The 22,270-nt window shown below is 64.6% G+C and carries 15 protein-coding genes; 5 read left to right on the top strand and 10 right to left on the bottom strand.

Annotation, left to right across the window (positions count from 1 at the left end; translation table 11 throughout):
* Positions 1 to 62 precede the first annotated feature (62 nt).
* From XdyCFBP7245_RS01650 to XdyCFBP7245_RS01675, 6 genes are all read right to left on the bottom strand, one after another.
* Entirely contained in the window at positions 63 to 1,028 is a 966-nt protein-coding gene (locus tag XdyCFBP7245_RS01650) for a cation diffusion facilitator family transporter (RefSeq protein ID WP_104614084.1), read from the bottom strand.
* Positions 1,029 to 1,599: 571 nt separating this feature from the next.
* Positions 1,600 to 2,502, bottom strand: coding sequence for a 3-hydroxyisobutyrate dehydrogenase (mmsB, locus tag XdyCFBP7245_RS01655; RefSeq protein WP_211287629.1), 903 nt, complete (start codon positions 2,500 to 2,502; stop codon positions 1,600 to 1,602).
* Between the two features lie 143 nt (positions 2,503 to 2,645).
* Positions 2,646 to 3,839: an enoyl-CoA hydratase/isomerase family protein gene (locus XdyCFBP7245_RS01660; protein ID WP_211287621.1), complete on the bottom strand. Its 1,194-nt coding sequence runs from the start codon at positions 3,837 to 3,839 to the stop codon at positions 2,646 to 2,648.
* Positions 3,824 to 4,621 carry an enoyl-CoA hydratase gene (locus XdyCFBP7245_RS01665; protein ID WP_104614087.1) on the bottom strand — a complete coding sequence of 266 codons (798 nt, stop codon included), beginning with the start codon at positions 4,619 to 4,621 and terminating at the stop codon, positions 3,824 to 3,826. Before XdyCFBP7245_RS01665 ends, XdyCFBP7245_RS01660 begins: the two co-directional genes overlap by 16 nt.
* On the bottom strand, positions 4,618 to 5,799 hold the full coding sequence (locus XdyCFBP7245_RS01670) for an acyl-CoA dehydrogenase family protein (RefSeq protein ID WP_104614088.1): 1,182 nt from the start codon (positions 5,797 to 5,799) through the stop codon (positions 4,618 to 4,620). Before XdyCFBP7245_RS01670 ends, XdyCFBP7245_RS01665 begins: the two co-directional genes overlap by 4 nt.
* A gap of 10 nt (positions 5,800 to 5,809) precedes the next feature.
* A complete protein-coding gene (locus XdyCFBP7245_RS01675; protein WP_104614089.1) occupies positions 5,810 to 7,315 on the bottom strand; it encodes a CoA-acylating methylmalonate-semialdehyde dehydrogenase in 1,506 nt (501 codons plus the stop codon).
* Between the two features lie 134 nt (positions 7,316 to 7,449).
* Between XdyCFBP7245_RS01675 and XdyCFBP7245_RS01680 the strand changes: the two genes are divergently transcribed.
* The 4 genes from XdyCFBP7245_RS01680 (at position 7,450) to galA (ending at position 15,960) form a co-directional block, all read left to right on the top strand.
* Positions 7,450 to 8,838, top strand: coding sequence for a helix-turn-helix domain-containing protein (locus XdyCFBP7245_RS01680; RefSeq protein WP_104614090.1), 1,389 nt, complete (start codon positions 7,450 to 7,452; stop codon positions 8,836 to 8,838).
* 361 nt (positions 8,839 to 9,199) lie between these two features.
* Positions 9,200 to 11,893, top strand: a complete 2,694-nt coding sequence (locus XdyCFBP7245_RS01685; protein WP_104614091.1) for a TonB-dependent receptor — start codon at positions 9,200 to 9,202, stop codon at positions 11,891 to 11,893.
* A 300-nt stretch (positions 11,894 to 12,193) separates the two neighbouring features.
* Positions 12,194 to 13,396 carry a glycoside hydrolase family 53 protein gene (locus tag XdyCFBP7245_RS01690; protein WP_104614092.1) on the top strand — a complete coding sequence of 401 codons (1,203 nt, stop codon included), beginning with the start codon at positions 12,194 to 12,196 and terminating at the stop codon, positions 13,394 to 13,396.
* On the top strand, positions 13,393 to 15,960 hold the full coding sequence (gene galA / locus XdyCFBP7245_RS01695) for a beta-galactosidase GalA (protein ID WP_104614093.1): 2,568 nt from the start codon (positions 13,393 to 13,395) through the stop codon (positions 15,958 to 15,960). The genes XdyCFBP7245_RS01690 and galA overlap by 4 nt, the downstream gene beginning before the upstream one ends.
* A gap of 144 nt (positions 15,961 to 16,104) precedes the next feature.
* Here galA and XdyCFBP7245_RS01700 read toward each other — a convergent pair whose 3' ends face one another.
* The gene (locus XdyCFBP7245_RS01700; protein ID WP_104614094.1) at positions 16,105 to 16,410 is read right to left on the bottom strand and encodes a hypothetical protein; all 306 of its coding nucleotides are present in this window, start codon (positions 16,408 to 16,410) and stop codon (positions 16,105 to 16,107) included.
* 295 nt (positions 16,411 to 16,705) lie between these two features.
* On the opposite strand from XdyCFBP7245_RS01700, the gene XdyCFBP7245_RS01705 reads away from it, so the two are divergent.
* A complete protein-coding gene (locus tag XdyCFBP7245_RS01705; protein WP_104614095.1) occupies positions 16,706 to 18,970 on the top strand; it encodes a methyl-accepting chemotaxis protein in 2,265 nt (754 codons plus the stop codon).
* 108 nt (positions 18,971 to 19,078) lie between these two features.
* Here the strand turns inward: XdyCFBP7245_RS01705 and XdyCFBP7245_RS01710 are convergent, their stop codons facing one another.
* Genes XdyCFBP7245_RS01710 through XdyCFBP7245_RS01720 form a run of 3 tightly spaced genes read right to left on the bottom strand, consistent with a single transcriptional unit; the run spans position 19,079 to position 22,261 of the window.
* Positions 19,079 to 20,203 (bottom strand): aminotransferase class I/II-fold pyridoxal phosphate-dependent enzyme, encoded by a 1,125-nt coding sequence (locus XdyCFBP7245_RS01710; protein WP_104614096.1) that lies wholly within the window; start codon positions 20,201 to 20,203, stop codon positions 19,079 to 19,081.
* A gap of 13 nt (positions 20,204 to 20,216) precedes the next feature.
* Positions 20,217 to 21,008 (bottom strand): SDR family oxidoreductase, encoded by a 792-nt coding sequence (locus tag XdyCFBP7245_RS01715; RefSeq protein ID WP_104614097.1) that lies wholly within the window; start codon positions 21,006 to 21,008, stop codon positions 20,217 to 20,219.
* Positions 21,005 to 22,261: an aminotransferase class V-fold PLP-dependent enzyme gene (locus tag XdyCFBP7245_RS01720; RefSeq protein ID WP_104614098.1), complete on the bottom strand. Its 1,257-nt coding sequence runs from the start codon at positions 22,259 to 22,261 to the stop codon at positions 21,005 to 21,007. The genes XdyCFBP7245_RS01715 and XdyCFBP7245_RS01720 overlap by 4 nt, the downstream gene beginning before the upstream one ends.
* Between the last annotated feature and the right edge of the window lie 9 nt (positions 22,262 to 22,270).

Consider the following 22,270-nt stretch of genomic DNA (forward strand, 5'->3'; position numbering starts at 1 on the left):
ACGCCACCGCAAGGTGGCGTTTTTCTTTGCCTAGCAGCTGCGCGATCGCTTCGTCAGTGGTTCTAGTGCGAGTGCTTGTGCGCGCAATGCCCGTGTGCATGATCATGTACATCGTCGGCAGCAACCTGCATGGACGGCGTACCGCAGGGTTCGGTACCGCAATCGCCGCTTTCCACCTGCAAGGTGACGTGGGCGATGTCGAAGCGGTCGTGCAGCAGGTTGCCGAGGGCGTCGCGCAGGCGATCGCGGTCGGTGGTGTCGCCGACCACGACATGCGCGGTGAGTGCGGGCGTGCTGGAAGCCAGGGCCCAGACGTGCAGGTCGTGGACGTCGTCGACGCCGGGGTAGCTAGTCAAGGCTTGACGGACCTGCGCCAGGTCGATGCTTTTGGGGACGCCTTCGAGCAGGACGTTGATCGCTTCGCGCAGCAGCACCCAGGTGCGTGGCAGCACCCACAGGCCGATGAGCACCGCCAGTACAGGGTCGATCCATTGCCAGCCGGTCCAACGGATCAGCAAGGCGCCGATGATCACCGCCACCGAGCCGAGCATGTCGCTCCAGACTTCCAGATAGGCGCCCTTGACGTTGAGACTTTCGCCGCTGCCGGCATGCAGCAGCTTCATCGCGATCAGGTTGATCACCAGACCGAAACCGGCGATCAGCAGCATGCCGTTGGAGGAAATATCCTGCGGCGCGCGGAAGCGTTGCGCGGCTTCCCAGAGGATGTAGGCGCCCACACCGAACAGCAGCGCGCCATTGACCAATGCCCCCAACGCTTCGAGACGGACATAGCCGTAGGTGCGGCGCGCGTCCGCCGGGCGACGGCTCAAACGCACCGCGAGCAGCGCGATCATCAGACCGAGCGTGTCGGTGGCCATGTGCGCCGCATCCGACAACAGCGCCAAACTGTTGGAGACGAACGCGCCGATGACTTCGGCCACCAGAAAGGTGGCAGTGAGGCCAAGCGCCCACCACAACGGTGTTTCATGGCGGATTTCGCTGGGTGCGTGGTTGTGATCGTGTCCCATGGGGTGCAGTGGCCTTGTGCGATGCGCGCACCTTAGGCGCGTGCGATGGCGGAGACTATTACACCTGGGCGTGATGAGATCACATCACGTGAGCGCGGCGCCTGATTGTCCAGGCCGAGTAGCGACTCGGAGCGGCTAACAAACGCTCTCGAACGTCGCAGCAATGGCGGCAATGTACCGACCCCACTGCCTTCGTTGGCGGGTGGAGTGATGTCGTCTTGGTAGTGACGTTGCTCAGATGGAAAGAAGCCGACCAGACCGCACCTCTTCAGACGGCCGCGCTGGGTTCACTGCTTGCCCTGCTTGCAATCATGCGTACCGACCCTCCCGACCGGCCCTTGCCCGCCCAGCGTCGCGGGACCTTACGCGGCATGGATGCCGCGTAAGCGCCTACACGGACGTACTTGCGGCGTGTCCCGTGATGGTGGGCGGGCAAGGGCCTCGCAGCCAAGCCGCAGATCATCCGCTCTACAGCCGATGCCCCTCGTTCGATCAGCTCTCCAGACGGATGCTAACTGCCACTCCGGCTACGCCTCCTTGAAGGTGGGCGTACACGCTTTGTTAGCGGCTCTCAAACCTTGGCCACCAGCTTGATCACGCTGGAGAAATCCAGCGCGCCGTTGCCGGCCGTGCTGTTCATCGCGTACAGGTTGCGGGCCAGCTCGCCCAGCGGGATCGACACGCCGGCCTGCACTGCAGATTCGGCCACCAGGCCCAGGTCCTTGAGCATCAGGTCGTTGCCGAAGCCGCCGCTGTAGCCGCGCGAGGCCGGTGCGTTGGGCAGTACGCCGGGCCAGGGATTGCAGACTTCGGTGGCCCAGCTACGTCCGGTGCTGACCGCCATCATCTGCGACAGCACCGCCGGGTCCAACCCCTGCGCGACGCCAAGCGCCAACGCTTCGCCGGTGGCGGCCATGATCACGCCCAGCGCCATGTTGTTGCACAGTTTGGCGACCTGGCCGGCGCCGTTGTCGCCGACATGGAAAATGTTCTTGCCTATGGCTTCCAGCACCGGACGGGCGCGCTCCAGCACGTCGGCAGCACCACCGACGATAAAGGTCAGCGTGCCGGCAGCAGCACCCGCGGTGCCGCCGGACACCGGCGCGTCCAGCATCGACAGCCCGCGCGCGCGCGCGGCATCGGCCACCTTGCGCGCGGACACCGGCGCGATGGTGCTGCAGTCGATCACCAGCGCGCCGTCGGGAATCTGCGTCAGGATGCCGCCATCGCCCAGATACAGCCCTTCGACATGCCGGCTGGCCGGCAGCATCGAGATGACGATCTCGGCATCAACCAGGGTGTCGTGCGCCGAGGTTGCTGCGTGGGCGCCAGCGGCCGATGCCGCATCCAGTGCGCCCTGCACCAGATCGAAAACGCGTAGCTGGTGCCCGGCCTTGATCAGGTTGGCGGCCATCGGGCCGCCCATGTTGCCCAGGCCGATAAAAGCGATCTTGCTCATCGTGTCGATCTCCAGAGTGGAGCAGGTATCAAAAGGGTCGAGAGGCGCTCAGCGCGCAATGCCGCGCAGCGTCGCAAACAGCGTTACGCACGCAGCATTACGCACGAAATCTGCGCGGTGGTTGCATGGTTGCGCCAGACCTGCGGGGCACGCGGCTGTCATGCCTGGTGCGCGCCAAGATCTGCCAGCGGATGCTGCGCTGCCGACCATGGTGCGTTGAAAAATTCAGCCGCCCATTGCGTATCCGCTTCGCTCAGCAATGCCGGCTGCCACCGCGGCTGGCGGTCCTTGTCGATCAGCAATGCCCGGATGCCTTCGGCAAAATCGCCGTGGGCGGCGGCGTGCAGCGCCACCACATATTCGGTGCGGAAGGTATCGGCCAGCGTCTCATTGCCGGGATGACGTTGCAGCTCCCATGCCAGCCGTGCCGAGCCGGGCGCGCCGGCGGCCAGGGTCGTGCGCGCAGCCTGTAGCCACCCATCCTCGCTTTGCAGCGCCCCGATCGCCTCGACCACCTGCTCCAGCGTGTCGCCGGACACCAGTTGCTCGATCAATGCCGCATGCAACTGCAGCGGGCCCGGTTCCAGCGGCTGCGCGATTCCATGCAAAAACGCACCGAGTTGCTCACGATCGTTGCCGGCATCGCCGGTCCACGCGTGCGCGCTCAAGGCATCCAGCACGGCGCTGTATTGCGCGTGCTCCAACCGCACATCGGCCAGACCGGCGTAGATGGCATCGCTGGCATTGAGCGGTGCCCCGGTCAAGGCGAGAAACACACCAGCGCCGTGCGGCACGCGCCGCAACAGCCAGCTGCCGCCTACATCGGGAAACAAGCCGACGCTGATCTCGGGCATCGCCAGGCGCGAACGCTCGGTGACCACGCGATGGCTGGCGCCGGACATCAAGCCGATTCCGCCCCCCATCACGATGCCATGGCCCCAGCACAGCAGCGGCTTGGCATAGGTATGGATGCAGTAATCCAGCCGATATTCTTCTTCGAAAAATGCGGCGGCATGCGGATTGTCTTGCGGCCTTGCACGGCGCTGGGCCGCATCTGGTACCGCATCGCGATGCGCGCGCATGCTCTGGTACAGACCATGCAGATCGCCGCCAGCGCACAAGGCTTTATCGCCGGCACCACGCAGCACCACGCAGGCAATCTGCGCATCGTCGGCCCATGCACTTAACTGCGCATCCAGCAGCCGGGTCATCTGCAGCGACAGGCCATTGAGCGTCTTGGGCGCATTCAAGGTTGCAATGCCGATGCGATGCCCGTCGGCACAATCGCGCTGCTCGAACAGCACCGGCGCCTCGTCGGTGGCGCTGACGTCCGTCATCAGTGGTTGCTCCACTGCGGCGCGCGCTTTTCCAAAAATGCGGCAACCCCTTCGGCCTGGTCGGCCTGCTCGAACAGGTCGACGAAGGCTTCGCGCTCGGCAACCAAGGCTGCGGCGTGCGTGCCATGGCGGGTGGATTGCACCAGCCGCTTGCAGGCGGCCACGCTCACCGGACTCTGCTTGCCGGCACGCTGCGCCCACGCAATTGCCAGCGCGCGCGACTCGCCCTTGCCGACCACCTCTTCGACCAGACCGATACGGTGTGCGGTGGCGGCATCGATACGCTCGCCCAGCAGGATCATGCGTTTGGCCCAGCCTTCGCCGACCAGGCGCGGCAGGTTCTGCGTGCCGCCCGCGCACGGCAACAACCCGACGCTGGCTTCCGGGAGCGCCAGATGCGCCTGCTGCTCGGCAATGCGCAGGTCGCAGGCCAGCGCGCATTCCAGACCGCCGCCCATGGCATAGCCGTTGATCGCGGCGATCGACACGCCACGAAAGGCGCTCAACGCCTCGAACGCTTCGCCGAAGCGGCGCGCGGCCTCGCGTGCAGTGCCCTTGTCACCGTCGGCAAACTGCTTGAGATCGGCGCCGGCGCTGAAGAACTTTTCGCCTTCGCCGGTGATCACCAGCGCATACACGCTGCGGTCGGCATCCAATGCATGCACCAGGTCGCGCAAGGCGGCCAGGCTCTGCACGGTCCAGGTGTTGGCCGGCGGGTTGCTCAAGGTGACGATGGCGACATGCCCATCGCGCTCGACCTGCAAGCCGGGATGCACACGCCCTTCCCATGCGCTCATCGCAGTTCCTCCTCGCCGTTGAGCAGATGCCGCGCAATGATCATGCGCATCACTTCGTTGGTGCCTTCCAGGATGCGATGCACGCGGCTATCGCGCAGCAGGCGTTCGATCGGGTACTCGCGGATATAGCCATAACCGCCGTGGATCTGCAGTGCGTCGTCGCAGATGGCAAAACCCGCATCGGTGGCGAAGCGCTTGGCCATGGCGCACCACACGGTGGCATCGTGGCTGCCGGCATCGAGCTTGCGGGCGGCGGTGTGCACCATCTGCCGCGCGGCCACCAATTGTGTGGCCATGTCGGCCAGCTTGAATTGCAACGCCTGGAAATCTGCCAGTTTTTTGCCGAACTGGCGGCGCTCGCCCATGTAGCGACGTGCGGCATCCAGTGCACCCTGCGCGGCACCCAGCGAGCAGGCGGCGATATTGATGCGGCCGCCATCCAGCGCCTTCATCGCCATCTTGAAGCCTTCGCCTTCCTTGCCGAGCAGATTGCCGGCCGGGATGCGCACATCGGTGAATGTCACCCCGCGCGTGGGCTGACTGTTCCAGCCCATCTTTTCTTCCTTGCGGCCGTAGCTGATGCCGGGCGCGTCGGCCGGCACCGCAAAAGCGCTGATGCCGCGCGCGCCATCGTCGCCGGTGCGTGCCATCACCACCAGCACATCGGTGGCGCCAGCGCCTGAAATAAAGGCCTTGCTGCCGTTGAGCACGTAGCTGTCGCCATCGCGCTGGGCGCGGGTTTTCAACGATGCCGCATCCGAGCCGGCACCCGGCTCGGTCAGGCAGTACGAGCCCAGCTTGGCGCCGCTGGTCATCGCCTCGCCCCATTGCGCACGCACGCCGTCGTTGCCATAGCTGGCAATCAACCATGTCGCCATGTTGTGGATGCTGATGAAGGCCGAGGTAGATGGATCGACGGTCGCCAGTTCCTCGAACACCACCGCCGCATCGAGCCGACGCATGCCCAGGCCACCGACGCCTTCATCGGTGTACAGGCCGCAGAAACCCAGTTCAGCGGCCTTGGCAATCGCCTCGCGTGGAAAGTGGCTCTCCGCATCCCATTGCGCGGCATACGGCGCGAGTTCCTTGTCGGCGAAGTCGCGCGCGGCGGCGCGGAACGCTTCCTGCTCGTCGTTCAGATCGGCCGCGTTGGGGTGTAGCTGGATAGCTGCATTCATGGCGTTGGGGTCACTTGAGAGAGATGGTGGTGTTGACGCCATGGCCCAGCGTCTGGTCGTCGAACCAGCGCGCGGTGACGGTCTTGGTCTGGGTGTAGAACATCACCACCTGCTTGCCGTACGGGCCCAGGTCGCCGAGCTTGGAGGCGCGCGAGCCGGTGAACGAAAACAGCGGCACCGGCACCGGAATCGGCACGTTGATGCCGACCTGGCCCACGTCGATGTCTTCCTGAAAACGCCGCGCAGCAGCACCGGACTGGGTGAACAACGCGGTGCCGTTACCGTTGGGATTGGCGTTGACCAGCGCGATCGCATCGTCCAGCGTGTCTGCGCCCAGGATCACCAGCACCGGCCCGAAGATTTCTTCGTCGTAGATGCGCATGCCCGGCGTGACGCCGGAGAAGATCGTCGGGCCGACGAAGTTGCCCTGTTCGAACCCCGGCACGGTGGGGTTGCGACCATCCAGTTCCAGCGTGGCGCCCTGCTCCACGCCGGAGGCGATCAGGCTCTCCACGCGCTCGCGCGCCGCACAGGAAATAAGCGGACCTACGTCGGTAGCTTGCGCATTGCCCGCACCCAGCTTCAAGGTCTTGGCCTTGGCGACCAGGGCGGGAATCCACTGCTGCGCGTCGCCCACCAGCACCAGCGTGGAGGCCGCCATGCAGCGCTGGCCGGCCGCACCGAATGCGGCACCGACCATCGCATTGAGGGTCTGCTCCTGATTGGCGTCCGGCAGCACCACGGCGTGATTCTTGGCGCCCATCATGCATTGCACACGCTTGCCGGCCAGCGATGCGCGGCGATAGACGTGCGTGCCCACCTTGGTGGAGCCGACGAACGACAGCGCCTTGATGTCCGGGTGATCGCACAGTGCGTTGACCACATCTTCGCCGCCGTGCACCACGTTGAGCACGCCCTTGGGAATGCCCGCTTCCAGCGCAAGTTCCACAAGGCGCATGGTGACCATCGGGTCCTGTTCGGACGGCTTGAGCACGAAGGTGTTGCCGGTGGCAATGGCCATCGGAAACATCCACAGCGGGATCATTGCCGGGAAGTTGAACGGGGTGATGCCGGCGCACACGCCCAGCGGTTGCAGCAGGCTGTAGGTGTCCACGCCGGTGGCGACGTTGTTGGCCAGCTCGCCCAACTGCAGATTGCCGATCGCCGCGGCGTGCTCCACCACTTCCAGCCCGCGGAACACATCGCCTTCGGCATCGGCCAGAGTCTTGCCCTGCTCGGCGCTGAGCAGCGCGGCCAGCTCGGGCATGTGCTCGCGGATCAGCTGCTGATACTTGAGGAAGACGCGTGCGCGGGTGCCGATGGGCGTCTTGCGCCAGCTGACGAAGGCGCGGCTGGCCGCAGCCACTGCGGCGTCGACTTCGGCCGTGGTGGCGAACGGCACCTGGGCCAGTACCGATTGGTCGGCCGGGTTGACCACGTCCTGCCACTGATCGCTGGCGGAGACCAGCATTTGTCCATCGATCAACAGGGACACGCGGGGGACGGATTCGCTCATCACAGGGCTCGCTCACAGAAGACATCGGGCCGGCTGGCCCAGTGCTTCGCATTGTTCGCAGCCCAACCTGCCATTCCCAGCCCACATTTGCTTAATCGCGCTAAGCTGGCCGCATAATTCTGCGAATCTTGCGAATGCCCCAGTCCTCGCCGCCTGTCCTCCGCCATCAGCTCGGCCTGCGCCTGCAGCGGCTGCGGCAGCGCCACGGCCTGACCCAGGCCGAGCTGGCGCGCCGGCTGGCGTTATCGCCGAGCTATCTCAACCAGATCGAGCGCAACCAGCGCCCGCTCACGCTGGCGATCCAGCAGCGGCTCATGGCCACCTTGGGCGATCTGGACGGCCTGCTGGATCTGGACGACCCGGCCGCCCTGGCCGACCCGCTGGACGAATCGCTGCGCAGCCTGGGCCACACGCTGTCGCCGGCCGAGTTGCGAGCGCTCACCGGCAACCTGCCGCAGGTAGCGCAGGCATTGCTGGATCTGCACCGCGCCCATCAGCATCTGCTGGAGCGCAACGCCGCGCTGCAAATGCAGATCGGCATTGAGCATGCGGCGATGCCGTCGCTGTCGCCGGGCGAGCAGGTGCGCGATTACTTCAACCGCGCCCACAACTACCTGCCCGAACTGGATGAGCGCGCCGAGGCGTTGTATGCCGAACTCGGCCTGACCCCGGAAAACCTGCCGCTGCGGCTGCGCCAGCGCCTGGCCGATCGCCACGGCCTGCTGGTGCAGGAGGCGCCCGATCTGCATAGCGACAAACGCAGCGTGGATGCGCAGGCGCGCGTGCTGTGGCTGCCCGCCCATCTGCGGCCCGGCCAGCAGGCGTTCCAGATGGCCGCGCACCTGGCCCTGCTGGAATGCGCACCGTTGCTGGACGCGCGCATCGCCGATGCCGGGTTCGAAGATGCCGAGCGCATCGCGCTGTCGCGGATCGGGCTGTCCAACTATTTCGCCGGCGCGCTGGTGATGCCGTACAGCGATTTCCTGCACAGCGCGCAGCGCTCGCGCTACGACATCGAATGGCTGGCGGACCGCTTCGGGGTGGGCTTCGAGGCGGTCTGCCATCGTTTGAGCACCTTGCAGCGACGCGGCGCAGCCGGGTTACCGATCTTCTTCATGCGGGTGGATCGCGCCGGCAATGTGTCCAAACGCCATTCGTCCACCGACTTCCACTTTTCGCACGTGGGCGGCGCCTGCCCGCTGTGGATCGTGTACGAGGCGTTCAACCAGCCCGACCGCATCCTGACCCAGATCGCGCGCATGCCCGATGGCCGCCGCTATTTCTGGCTGGCCCGCCAGGTCAGCAGCGGCGCCCCCGGTTACGGGCGCCCGCGCAAGACCTTTGCGCTGGCGATGGGCTGCGACCTGCGTCATGCCGACCAACTGGTCTATGCGCGCGGCTGGGACCTGGGCGCGGTGGACGATGCGGTGCCGATCGGGCCGGGCTGCCTGACCTGCGAGCGCAGCGACTGCGTGCAGCGCGCATTCCCCGCACTGCCCCGGTTGCCGGTCAGCACGCGCTAGCGAGACCACACCACGCAATTGCCATCCGGGCAACGTTTGATCGCCCGCCACGCACTCACGCCGGACTGTGACGGAGCAAATGCTAGCGCTGCACTGCAGCATTCCAAGCCGAGATAGCTCACGCAAAATGCTTCATTGGAATGGAATGACTCGCGCTTCTACCCTGAAGCGGACACATGCAGGACAGGGGGACGCCCGCGCGCTCGCCGATCGCGACAGCGCCACAGCAACGCACTCACCGTCACCGCACCACCGCACCACGCCACGTCCGCTCGATCGCGCCAGCCCCAGGTCGGCGCCGGCGGGCCGCAGCAGCCGCCATCACCTTATTCGGTCACTTAGTCCTGGGAGGGATCAACCGATGCCTGTTCACCACACCGGTCATTCGGCAAGCCGGCGCCTGCGCCGCACGCCGGTCCGCGACGTCCTCTGCACCACCATCGCGTGCGTGCTGGCCACCGCGTTCAGTGCGCAGGCACAGGACAGCGCGCCCGCCGCGCCGCCGGCCAACGCCACCAGCAGCACCGCCAGCAACGCGCAGGCCCCGGTGACGCTGGACAACATCACCGTGATCGGCCAGCGCGCCAGCCTGAATCAGGCCGTGCAGGCCAAGCAGATGTCCGATCACGTCATGGAAGTGATTTCCGCAGACAACATGGGCCAGATGCCCAACGTCACCGTGGCCGAAGCGCTGGTGCGCCTGCCCGGCGTCAACGGCACCCGCGACCGCGGCAACGAGAGCCTGGCCACCGTGCGCGGCCTGGGCCCGCGCATGACCATGGGCACCGTCAACGGGCGCGAGATCGCCTCGTCCGAGCCCAATCGCGCGGTGCGCTGGGAAGTATTCCCCACCGAGATCGTCTCCACCGTCAAGGTCTACAAGACCCAGTCGGCCGACCTGGTCGCCGGCGGCCTGGCGGCGACCGTGGACATCTCCACCATCAGCCCGCTGGACTACACCGGCCCCGGCTTTGTCGGCACCGCCGGGCCGGTGTTCTACGACCACGCCAAAGACGTGGACGGCTACACCCCGTGGGGCAGCCGCTTCGGCGCCAGCTGGGTGCACAAGTTCAACGACAATCTGGCCGTGGCCTTCGGCGCCACCTATCAGAAACAGAAGAACGCCAGCTCGTCGATCGGCAGCTGGGGCTATACCGATGCCACCACCTCGCGCGACGTCGATGGCGATGGCACCGTGGACCCCACCCCGTTCGGCGCGGCCGACCAGCTCAAGCTGATCGACCAGACCCGCACCGGCGCGATGGGCACCGTGCAGTGGCGCTCGGGCAATTTCGAGTTGAAGTTCGACGGCCTGTATTCGCGCATCGAGATCGACGAAGACCAGTTGCAGAACTGGTTCAACGGCCTGGCCTTCAGCACCTTCTCCGGCGCGACCAACCCTTACACCACGCCGGGCTCGTCCTACACCATCGTCGATGGCGATGTGGTGGCCGGCACGTTGGCCAATTCCAACCTGCAGGTCGACCATGTGGTCAGCCACTACAACGAGGTCAAGACGCTCACCGCCGGTGGTTTGAATGCCAAGTGGAACGGCGATGTGTGGACCTTGGGCAGCGACCTGTCGTTCTCGCAGGCCAAGCGCGACAACACCTGGCAAGCGGTGCGCTTCGGCAGCAATCCGGACACGGTGTCGTTCGACTTCCGCCGCAGCGTCACGCCCACCATCAGCACCAGCTCGGACACGCCCGAATACGGCATCGCCGGGCAGACCGAACCGCAGGCACTGCGCGACAAGATCGCCGCGTTGGCGCTCAATGCCAGCCGTGCGGTGGATGCGGGCCCGTTCACCTCGCTGGAATTCGGCGCGCGCGCCGCACGCCGCGAAAAGCAGAACCGGCATTTCATCAGCAACCAGTCCGGCTACGACCAGCCGATCTCGGCGTATCAGGGTTTGATCTACCCGGTCACGATGCCGGACTTGAATGTGCCCACGCTCACCGGCGGCAACCTGGGCGAGATCGCGCGCGTCGGGTTTGGCGGCTTCGATCCGAGCACGCTCAATGAGCAGATGCTCGACCACTGGAACGTCAAGGAAGACGTGCGCGAAGCCTTCGCCAAGGCGGTCTTCAGCTCCCAGCTGTTCGGTACCGATGTCACCGGCAATGTCGGCGTGCGCCTGGTCAATACCAAGACCAGCAGCGACGGCTTCGATTCGGTCGGCGGCACCGTGCAGGCCAGCAGCGACAGCAAGGAGTACACCGACGTGCTGCCCAGCGCGACGCTGAACTTCCTGATCGACGATCAACGCATCCTGCGCTTTGCAGTGGCCAAGGTCATCGCACGCCCGCCGCTGGACGAGCTGCGCACCGGCCGTCGCCTGGACGACCCCACCGTGACCGTCGGCCAGCTCACCGGCAGCGGCGGCAATCCGCAGCTGGACCCGTTCAAGGCCACCCAGGTCGACGTGTCGTACGAGTGGTACTTCCACAAGGAAGCGCTGGCGGCGTTGGCGGTGTATCGCAAGGAAGTGGATTCCAGCATCGGCTACCGCACCGACCGCGAAGTGATCAACGGCCTGGATTACCTGGTCAGCGCGCCGTTCAATGGCGGCGGCGGCTACATCAATGGTGTGGAACTCACCTTCCAGACGCCGTTCTTCTTTATCCCGCATATGGAAAACTTCGGCGTCTATTCCAACTATTCGTTGGTCGATTCCAACCTCAAGGAATTCTCGCCGGAAAACAACCCGCTGCCGCTGAGCGGCCTGGCCCGCAAGACCGGCACCTTCGACCTGTGGTACAGCAATGGCACCTTCGAAGCGCGCGTGGGCTACAAGTACCACAGCCCCTACACGGTGGTGTACGGCTGGAATGCCGCGCGTCTGGCACGCCTGCAGAGCGAAGGCACCGTGGATCTGAGCTTGAACTGGCAGTACAGCAAGCAGCTCGGCTTCCGCTTCCAGGCCGGCAATCTCACCAACGAGCCGCTGCGCGCCTACACCGATAACAAGCCCAACCGTCTGGCCAATCAGGACGATGGCGGCTACCAGCTGTTCGGCCGTCGCTACCAGCTGGAAGCGACGTACCGCTTCTAAGCATCGCGGACGCATGACGCGCAGTCGCCGGCAATGCATGCACGGCACGCAGGAACCGACAGGTACGCGTTGTACCTGCCGGTTCTGTGCAGGCCACCATGTACCTGCCGCCTGCACCGTCGTGTTCGATCGCCCCCACAGACGCATCTGGCGCCTGCTGCGCCGGGCAGCAGGCCAGTGACGTCGATCCGCGGGAACGCACTGCGACTCTGGTTGAGATTCCGCACACCGCCTGCGCTGCACGATGGCCACATGCAGCATGCTGTTGGCCGCTCCATGGTTGATTTGTCGAGGAATGACATGCGCTCTACACGCCGCTTCTGGACGTCGACGCTGCTGGCGTTGGCATTGTCCGTTTCCGCACACGCCGCCCAGCCTCCCGCCACGTTGTATCTCGGCGCGGACCTGTCCTACGTCAACGAGATGGAGGAATGCGGTGTGCAATACCGCGAGAACGGTGTGGTCACCGATCCATTCGAACTGTTCCATGCACATGGTGCCAACCTGGTGCGCGTGCGGCTGTGGAACGATGCGCGCTGGACCAAGTACAGCGACCTGACCGACGTCAAAAAGACCATTGCGCGCGCACGTGCACAAGGCATGCAGGTGCTGCTGGACCTGCACTATTCCGACGATTGGGCCGACGGCGAAAAACAGCTGATTCCCAAGGCCTGGGCCAGCATCACCGATACCGACGAACTGGCCCGCACGCTCTACGGCTTCACCTACGACACGCTCAGCGCGCTCGATCGCGCCGGGCTGATGCCGGAGCTGGTGCAGGTGGGCAACGAAAGCAATTCCGACCTGATGGACAGCCAGCCCTGGGACAAGAAGCGCCCCATCGACTGGCAGCGCAACGCCAAGCTGTTCAACGCCGGCATCAAGGCAGTGCGCGACATGAGCGCGCGTTCGACGATCAAACCGCGGGTGATGCTGCATATCGCCCAGCCGGAAAATGTGGAGCCGTGGTTCGCCGCCGCCACCAAGGCCGGCGTCACCGACTTCGACCTGATCGGCATCAGCTACTACCGCAAGTGGTCCACCCAGTCGATGGCGCAGCTGGGCAAGACCATCCAGCGCTTGCGTGGACGCTTTGATGCCGACGTGGTGGTGGTGGAAACCGCCTACCCGTGGACGCTGGAGTCCGGCGACACCTCGCATAACCTGCTCGGCGAAGACGCGCTGATTGCCGGCTACCCGGCAACGCCGCAAGGCCAGTCCAAGTACATGATCGATCTCACCCAGCTGGTGATCGACACCGGCGGCGCCGGCGTCGTGTACTGGGAACCGGCATGGACCAGCAGCAGCTGCAAGACGCGCTGGGGTACCGGTTCGTCGTGGGAAAACGCCAGCTTCTTCGATTTCAAGCATGGCAATGACGTGCTGCCGGCGATCGATTTCATGCACCATCCATACACCGGCGCGCCGCCCTCGTACACGCCCGCAGCGCACACACCTGCATCGGCACACCCAGCAGGCGCCAGCACGAGGACACAGCCATGACCGGCATCAATCGTCGCGAGTTGCTGCGCGGCATGCTTGCAAGCGGTGTGAGCGCCGCACTTCCGGTCGGCGCGGCTGCCGCGCTGGTGCCAGGTAGTGCCGGCGCCGCATCGGCGACTGCCAAAAACACACCACCGGCTGGCCCATTAGGTGACGCAACGCTGGCGCCACGCGAGCGGCTGCTGTTCGACTTGGGTTGGCGCTTTCATCTGGGCCATGCCAGCGACCCGTCGCGCGATTTCGAATTCGGCACCTTCCAGCGCACCTTCGCCAAGGCCGGAAAGGACACCGCCACCGCTGCGCAACTGAGCTTCGACGACAGCAGCTGGCAGCAGATGGATCTGCCGCACGACTGGGCCGTGACCCTGCCCTTTCGCCCGGAGCCGATCTCCGCTTCGATGACCGAGGAAGACCCGGCGGCGGCACACGGCTACAAGGCGTTGGGAACGAGCTTTCCCGAAAACAGCGTGGGCTGGTATCGGCGCACGCTGCAGATTCCCGCAAGCGATCTGGGCAAGCGCATCTGCCTGGTGTTCGACGGCGTGTTCCGCGATTGCGTGGTGTTCTGCAATGGCCACATCGTTGGGCGCAATGCCAGCGGCTATTGCGGCTTCGAGGTCGACCTGAGCGAAGTGTTGGACTACGGCAAGCCCAACCTCATCGCCGTGCGCGTGGATGCCACGTTGGGCGAAGGCTGGTTTTACGAAGGCGCCGGCATCTATCGGCATCTGTGGCTGCAGAAGACCGACCCCCTGCATCTGCCGCAAGATGGCGTGTTCGTGCGCAGCACCGTGCAGGGCGACAGCGCCACTGCGCAGGTGTCAGCCGAAGTGCGCAACGACGGCACCGCCTCGCGCCAATGCAGCGTACAGGCCCGCATCACCGCACCCGATGGACGCGTGGTGGCGCAAGCGGTGAGTGCATCCATCACGGTGGCGCCGGGCCAGGTGCAACAGCTCGAACAGACCCTCCCGTTGGGCCAGGCGGCGTTGTGGTCGATCGACACCCCGCAGCTCTACACCCTCACCACCAGCGTGCACAGCGATGGCAAGGCCACCGATGCGGTGGCCACCACCTTCGGCGTGCGCAGCATCGCGTTCGACGCGCAGCGCGGTTTTCTGTTGAACGGCGCGCCCCTCAAGCTGCACGGCACCAACAACCATCAGGACCATGCCGGCGTCGGCACCGCCATCCCCGACGCCCTGCACGAATGGCGCCTGCGCCAGCTCAAGTCGATGGGCTGCAACGCGTATCGCAGCTCGCACAATCCAGCCACCCCCGAACTGCTTGCCCTGTGCGACCGCCTGGGCATGTTCGTGATCGAAGAAACCCGCCGCATGTCCACCGACCCCGAAGCGATGGGCGAACTGGAAACCATGGTCCGCCGTGGACGCAATCATCCCAGCGTAATCCTGTGGTCGCTCGGCAATGAAGAACCGCAGCAGGTGACCGAGCGCGGCGCGCGCATCGTCGCACGCATGCAGCAGCGCGTGCGCCAGCTCGACCCCACCCGCCCCACCACCTTTGCCATGGACAAAGGCTTCGGCGACGGCGTGGGACAGGTGGTGGACGTGGTCGGCTTCAATTACCGCACCAGCCAGATGGACGGCTTCCACGCGCAATACCCCAATATCCCCATCTACGGCAGCGAAACCGGCAGCACCGTGTCGGTGCGCGGCAACTATCAGCGCGACGACGCACGTGGCTATACCCGCGCCTACGACCTGGACCACCCCTGGTGGGCGAGCACCGCAGAAGCGTGGTGGAGCTACGTCGCGCAACGCCCGTGCATCGCTGGCGGTTTTATCTGGACAGGCTTCGACTACCGCGGCGAACCAACGCCCTACAACCGCTGGCCGAATGTCGCCTCGCAGTTCGGCGTGCTCGACAGCTGTGGGTTCCCCAAGGACAACTACTGGTACTACCGCGCACAGTGGACGCGCGAACCAGTGCTGCATCTGTTCCCGCACTGGAACTGGGACGGCCTGCTGCAGCCCGATGACAACGGCCACCTCGCCGTCTGGTGCCATAGCAATCTCGACGCGGTGGAGCTGCTGGTCAACGGCGTCAGCCAGGGCCTGAAGCAAGTGCCGGCCTACGGCCATGTCGAATGGCGGGTGAAATACGCCCCCGGCGTCATCGAAGCGCGCGGCTATCGCGGCGGCAAACTGGTGCTCACCGAACGCCGTGAAACCGTTGGCAAGCCCGCCGCCATCCGCCTGAGTTGCGACCGCAACGCGCTGCACGCCGATGCCGAAGATGTGGCGGTGGTGAAAGTGGAGATCGTCGATGCGCAAGGCCGCCTGGTCCCCGATGCCGACAACCAAGTGCACTTCGCACTGCGCGGCCCCGCGCAGCTGATCGGCGTGGGCAACGGCGACCCCGGCAGCCACGAAGACGACAAGGCGCCGCAACGCAATGCCTTCAATGGTTTGTGCGCAGCGCTGCTGCAGACAACGCAAAAGACGGGAGACATTGTGCTGCAGGCCACCGCCCCTGGCCTGATGTCGGCCACCCTGCGTATCACTGCAAAAGCGGCCACGCCACGCGCAGCAGTGGCCTGAAGCAACTCGCCCCGTGGCTACGGGGCGAGACTGGCTGCTCGGTGATGGCAAGCAGCAAACGGCACCAGACACCGTGCCGCCATGTCATGTCCAGCAGGTCGAGCGACAGCATCATGTCATTGCGCTGCGCTTGCATCCAGGTACTCAAGCCTGAGTGCTTCCGGCATCCGGATCGCGTGGAAAATACCGATTGAGCTTTTCATCCCAGGCCTGGAACTGCGCAAGCGTGTAACCGTCCATCGGACGTGGATCGTCGGCTACCGCTTTTTGCTGCGCCACGTAGGCGATGCGTTGCGACGATAGTTCGTCCCACGCTTTGCGAAGCGTGACCGGATCCGGATGCGAGACCAGCATCGCTTCCAATAGCGTGGCTTGCGCAACACGTGCAGCCAGCAGATCGCTGAGCGCATCGGTGACTGCGCGCATCCATTCCTCGTTACGAGTGTCCATGCCAAGCGTACCGCGAGCGTTGATAGAGCCCGAGCGTATCGCGTGCACGCCGATGGCAATGTGCACTGCCCTTGGCCGGCCACCCGCTGCGCAATGGTCTGCACAACGCAGCACAGAAAGCCGTTGCATTGTCAGTCGGTTTTTCCCCGACAACCCGGCAATACCGGCTAAATACGAGCTCGACCGCAGGATTTCAGTTCTGTGCCGGTTGGTCGCTATCCAGTTGCCGATTCATCACATGCGTTTCACGCACAGGTCGATCGGTGCCTTCCCCATGGACATCAGGACCATCCACATGACCGCTTATTTGCAACGCCATAACGTCGGCCGCCGTCTCGGCGCCGCGTTTGGAATCCTGATCCTGCTGTCGAGTCTGCTTGTGGCAATCGGCTTGAGTTCCATGGCCAATGCCAGAAAACAATTCGATTTCATCGTGCTGGACCGCATGGCCAAGATCGAGATCGGCAACAGCATGCTCGATGCCAATTCGTCGATCTTGATTGCGCTGGGCACCTACGCCATGACGACCAGCGACGAACTCAACAAGGAAGCGGTCGCAACCATCAAGAGTCAGCGGCAGCGGTATACCGACCTGCGTGCCAAGCTCGATACGCTTTCCAGCTCGGAGGCCGGACGCAAGATCCGCGCGGAGATGGACGAGCGCCGTGCTGTAGCGGGCAAATTCAACGATGAGGTCATGGCGCTGGCTGCCAAGAACGACAACACCCAGGCGCAAGCAGTGCTCAGTGAGAAAGCACGTCCTGCCACGACGGCGTGGCAAGACAAGATTCGTGAACTGGTGACGCGTCAGGAAGTCCAAAGCCAAGAGGCCTACGCAGAAGCGGTGCAGTCGATGAACCGCGCCAAGCTGCTGTTGCTGATCGGCGGAGTCGCCGTCGTGGCGATCAGCAGCCTGCTCGCCTGGCTGATCACCCGCAGCCTGACCCAGCCGCTGGCACGCGCCACCAAGGCCGCCGAAGCCATCGCCAACGGTCAGCTGGACAACAACGTCCAGACCGATGCAAAAGACGAAACCGGCCGCCTGTTGCGTGCCATGAGCGGCATGCAGGTACAGCTGCAAGCCTTGCTCAGCGCACAGGGCGACATGGCCAAGCGCCACAACGATGGGCAGATCAGCTTCCGCATCGATGCCAACGCATTTCCCGGCGATTACGGCCGCATGGCGCAGGACACCAATACCCTGGTCGCCTCGCATCTTGCGGTGCAGACCACGCTTGCGCGCATCATGGGCCGCTATGCGATTGGCGACCTGAGCGAGAGCATGGACGCGCTGCCAGGCGAAAAAGCCGTACTCACCCAGACCATGAACGAGGTCAAGGCCAATCTGTCGGCGATGAATGTCGAAATCAAGCAGCTGGCGCAGTCGGCGGCAAACGGCGATTTCAGCGCACGCGGCGATGCCGACCGCTTCCAGTACGACTTCCACATCATGGTCGACAGCCTTAACCAGCTGATGGCCACTGCCGATGGCAATCTGCAGTCGCTGTCGTCGCTGCTGCAGTCCATCGCGGCGGGCGATCTCACTGCCCGCATGAGCGGCGACTTCAAGGGCGTGTTCGCACAGATGCGCGACGACGCCAATGCCACCGCCGCACAGCTGGCCGAGATTGTCGGGCGCATCCAGCACTCGGCGGTGTCGATCAATTCGGCCGCCAGCGAAATTGCCGCCGGCAATCAGGACCTGTCGCAGCGCACCGAGCAGCAGGCGGCCAACCTGGAAGAAACCGCCGCATCGATGGAAGAACTCACCTCCACCGTCAAGCAAAATGCCGAACATGCACGCCAGGCCAATCAGCTGGCCATCGGTGCCGCTAGCGTCGCCTCGCAGGGCGGCGACATCGTCAGCAAGGTCGTGGGCACCATGACCGGCATCGAAGCCTCGTCCAAGAAGATTGCCGACATCATCAGCGTCATCGACGGCATCTCCTTCCAGACCAACATCCTGGCGCTGAACGCAGCGGTCGAAGCCGCACGCGCCGGCGAACAAGGTCGCGGTTTTGCGGTGGTCGCCAGCGAAGTGCGCACCCTCGCCCAACGCTCCACCGCGGCGGCCAAGGAGATCAAGAGCCTGATCGACGATTCGGTCGAGCGCGTGGCCGAAGGCTCGGCACTGGTGCACAGCGCCGGCACCACGATGGCCGAGATCGTGGCCAGCGTGCAGCGCGTCACCGACATCATGGGCGAAATTTCCGCCGCCTCGCAGGAGCAGTCGGCCGGTATCGAACAGGTCAACCTCACCGTCACCCAGATGGACGAAACCACGCAGCAAAATGCCGCACTGGTGGAAGAGGCAACGGCCGCCGCACGCTCGATGGAAGAACAGGCTGTGCAGCTCAGGCAGGCGGTGTCGATCTTCAAGATCGAAGCCGAACGCCCGTCAGTTGTGCGCGCAGCTGCACCGACCGTGTTGCATCCCAAGAAGCCGGCCGGTGTTGCCGCAACGAAGCCACGCGTTGCCGCGACATCGATCAAGCGCCCGGTCAGGCAAGCGGTAGTCGCCAGCGCGTCGAACAATGGCGCGGATTGGCAAGAGTTCTAAGCCGGCGTTTTTAGCAAGAGATGGCGCAATACGAAGGCCGGCTGCGTGAGCAACCGGCCTTCTGCATTGCACCCGATTGCCCTCCAATCAATGACGACGAGACAGCGATCAGCTCCACTCGGCCAGCAACTGCGCCATCCGCGCAAGACCCAGCTCCAGCTCCTCAGGCGACACACCGCCGGCGCCCAACCGCAGGTGCTGCGGGCAGGCGTACGCACCGCCGGACATCACAAACGTCTTGTACGGCGGCGCCAGCAGGCGGCTGCTGAACGTATCGGCATCGATCGGCAGGTTGAGATGCGCCAGACCAAGCAGCCCCGCCTGCGGCCGCTGCCATGTCAGTGCCGGCTGCTCGGCCACAAAGCGGTCCAGCAGATCGATCCGCATACGCCCCATCGCACGCGAATGCGCGACCGCAGCGTCGAAATGCTCCGGACGTAGCGCAACCTCGGCAATGCGCTCCCCCAGTACGTTCATGATCTCGCTGGTGTTTTCGCGCAGGACCATCGCCGCATTGAGCAAGGCTTGGTCGCGCGTCACCAGCCAGCCGGTACGCAGCCCCTGCAGGCCGAGTAGCTTCGACACGCTGCCGGTGCTCACTCCGCGGTCGTAAAGGGTCGCGATGCGTGGCGTCTCCTGCCTGTCCCACTCCAGGCCGCGATAGACCTCGTCGGAAAGGATGTAGGCACCCACGCGCTCTGCCGCAGCCACAATGCGCTGCAACGTAGCCAGGTTCTCCACGCGTCCGGTCGGATTGTTGGGATTGCACAGGAAGATGAGCTTGGTCTTGGGCGTGACCAGCGCTTCGAGCTGGTCGATATCCAGTGCCCAGCCGGAGGCCTCCGAACGCGTCACCAACTTGGGCACCGCACCGATTTGCTGTGCCAGCACCAGCGGTTGCTGCCACCCCGGTGCATCGATGACGAACTCATCGCCGGCAGCGAGCAATTGCGTCAGCACCAAGTAGTTCGCCTCCTGCGCGCCGGCGGTGATCAGCACATCCTGCAACCCGCATGTGCTGGCATACCCATACTGCGCCAGCACCCGTTCGCGCAGCAGTGGCAAGCCTTGATAGTCCTCGCCGGTCCAGTCCAGCGACTGCGCAGGATCCAGGTGCGCCAGATAGCGCTGCAATGGCGGCGAAGGCGACAACGAATAGGTGACGCAGGCATCGGGCTTGGCACGATGCGCGGTGAGCCATTGCTCCCAAAAACTGTTCGACGGCACAGGCATGTGTCAGGCTCCCTTATCCCATGACGGCCGGGCACACGCCCAGCCCAAGCGAAGCATCGATCACCGCGCCGCGTAGAATGCGGGCCTCATCGCGGCACAGGTAAAAGCACAGGTCGGCAATCTCCCGCGGCGCGATCAAGCGCCCTCCGGGCAGCGATGCTTCAAGCGCCTGGCGTTGTTCGTCCGACAATGCATTCAAGGTACTGGCCTGAAACATCGGCGTGTCGGTGGCGCCAGGACAGACAGTGAAGACATCGATGCCTGTGCAGGCGTAGGTGGCCGCAAGTTGCCGCCCCAGAAACGCCACTGCCGCCTTGCTCATGCCATCGGCGGCGCGAAAGCGCGGAAAGTGCGTGATCCCGCCATCCACCGAGCTCATGAACAGGATCTTGCCGTGTCCGCGCGCCAGCATGCTCGGGATCACGTCCTCGCTGAGCCACAGCGGCCCCAGCGTATTGACCCGGAAAAATACCTCGTCCTGTTCCTTGTAGCTGGCCGCCGCACGTTCGACGGTCTTGGTGCCGACGCCAGCGTTGTGGATCACGATGTCCAGCGGCAGAGACAGCGTTTCCATCAGCTGCGCGTGGCTTTGTCGGTCGCCTACATCCAGCGCTAATGCGTGCACGTAGTTCTCGCCTACCTCATCGAGCAGCGCCTGCGCCCGTTGCCGGCTCTCCTCCCCCGGGCGGTAGGTAAAGCTCACCCTGTAACCGGCCTGCGCAAAAACGTGCACCAGTTCGACGCCGATGCCTCCTGCACCGCCGGTAATCAGCACATGTTGACGATCGATCCCGAGTGCATTCATCGCGCAACTCCCGCAGTGACGGCCTGCATCAACGCATCTCGTTCGTCCAGTGCAGCAAAGGCGCCTTGCAACGCATCGCCCAGTCGAACCACATCCTCCATCGCAGCATAGACCTGCATGGAAACGCGCAGCACGTAACTCGCGCTGTCTGGCCATGCACTCACTGCTACATCGATGGCATGGGTGTCGTACAGCCAGTCCTGCAGCGCAGCCGCATCGGGATATGCCGCACAGAGGCGAGGCGGCAGCGCGACCGCCACCATGCTCCCCAGGTGGTCGTCGGTGGCCAGACGTTTCAGCGGCAATCGCGCCGTCAGGTACTGCGCACAACGCAGCGCCGATGCATGGTGATGTGCGAACACTGCAGGCAGGCCGCCAGGCAGCACGTTCTGCAGGAAAACGATCGCTTCGGGAATGCACAGCAGCGGCGTCGGGTCGGAGGTACCCAGCCAATCGAATTCCAGATGCAGGCGCGGGCGAGCGCTGCTGCTGTCGCCGTAGCCGCGACTGATCACCGGCGGATGCACGCCCGCCTGACGATCGCGACGCACATGCAAAAATCCCGCACCACGCGGGCTGCACAGCCATTTATGGCAATCGCCCGCGTAATACGCCGCTCCCATCGCCTGCACGTCCAACGGCAACATGCCTGGTGCATGCGCACCATCGACCACTGTATCGATGCCACGTTCGGCCAGCGCAGCGACCAAGGCTTCGATCGGAAATACGATCCCGGTCGGGCTGGTGACGTGATCCAACACGGCAAGCCGCGTGCGCGGCGTGACCCGTTCCAGCACGGCCTGCACGACATGCTGCGGGTCCGACACCGGCACGCCGACCTGCGCAACCACGACGGTGGCCCCGGTGTTGCCGGAGACAAAGTCGAGCAGATTGCGTGCAGACAAATACGCATGGTTGGTAGTCAGAATCTCGTCGTCGGGCCCAAAAGAACGCGAGCGCAGCACCGCGCTCAATGCGGTGGTCACGTTGGGCAGCAACACCAGGTCGACTGGATCGGCGCCGATGACCCCAGCCAGCGCCTCGCGCGAGGCATCCAGTAAGCGCGGTAAATCGCGCAGGATGAACACAGACGGCAGCCGCTCGATCTGCGCACGAAACGCCGCCTGGCGTTCCAGTACAGCGTTGGGGCATGCCCCCAGCATGCCGTGATTGAGACAGGCGACGCCTGGATCGAGCGCAAAACGCTGCTTCATCCGCACAGCCGGTGCGTCGGATTCCCACGGTGATTGCATCAGACACGT

Origin of the sequence: Xanthomonas dyei (assembly GCF_002939865.1) — a bacterium.
Lineage (GTDB): Bacteria > Pseudomonadota > Gammaproteobacteria > Xanthomonadales > Xanthomonadaceae > Xanthomonas > Xanthomonas dyei.

Bases quoted from the DNA above. Each gene is read 5' to 3' on its own strand.
- XdyCFBP7245_RS01680 (WP_104614090.1), top strand. From the start codon at position 7,450: ATGCCCCAGTCCTCGCCGCCTGTCCTCCGCCATCAGCTCGGCCTGCGC.
- XdyCFBP7245_RS01670 (WP_104614088.1), bottom strand. From the start codon at position 5,799: ATGAATGCAGCTATCCAGCTACACCCCAACGCGGCCGATCTGAACGAC.
- XdyCFBP7245_RS01665 (WP_104614087.1), bottom strand. From the start codon at position 4,621: ATGAGCGCATGGGAAGGGCGTGTGCATCCCGGCTTGCAGGTCGAGCGC.
- XdyCFBP7245_RS01690 (WP_104614092.1), top strand. From the start codon at position 12,194: ATGCGCTCTACACGCCGCTTCTGGACGTCGACGCTGCTGGCGTTGGCA.
- XdyCFBP7245_RS01700 (WP_104614094.1), bottom strand. From the start codon at position 16,410: ATGGACACTCGTAACGAGGAATGGATGCGCGCAGTCACCGATGCGCTC.
- XdyCFBP7245_RS01705 (WP_104614095.1), top strand. From the start codon at position 16,706: ATGACCGCTTATTTGCAACGCCATAACGTCGGCCGCCGTCTCGGCGCC.
- XdyCFBP7245_RS01720 (WP_104614098.1), bottom strand. From the start codon at position 22,261: ATGCAATCACCGTGGGAATCCGACGCACCGGCTGTGCGGATGAAGCAG.
- XdyCFBP7245_RS01715 (WP_104614097.1), bottom strand. From the start codon at position 21,008: ATGAATGCACTCGGGATCGATCGTCAACATGTGCTGATTACCGGCGGT.
- XdyCFBP7245_RS01710 (WP_104614096.1), bottom strand. From the start codon at position 20,203: ATGCCTGTGCCGTCGAACAGTTTTTGGGAGCAATGGCTCACCGCGCAT.
- XdyCFBP7245_RS01685 (WP_104614091.1), top strand. From the start codon at position 9,200: ATGCCTGTTCACCACACCGGTCATTCGGCAAGCCGGCGCCTGCGCCGC.
- XdyCFBP7245_RS01675 (WP_104614089.1), bottom strand. From the start codon at position 7,315: ATGAGCGAATCCGTCCCCCGCGTGTCCCTGTTGATCGATGGACAAATG.
- galA (WP_104614093.1), top strand. From the start codon at position 13,393: ATGACCGGCATCAATCGTCGCGAGTTGCTGCGCGGCATGCTTGCAAGC.
- XdyCFBP7245_RS01650 (WP_104614084.1), bottom strand. From the start codon at position 1,028: ATGGGACACGATCACAACCACGCACCCAGCGAAATCCGCCATGAAACA.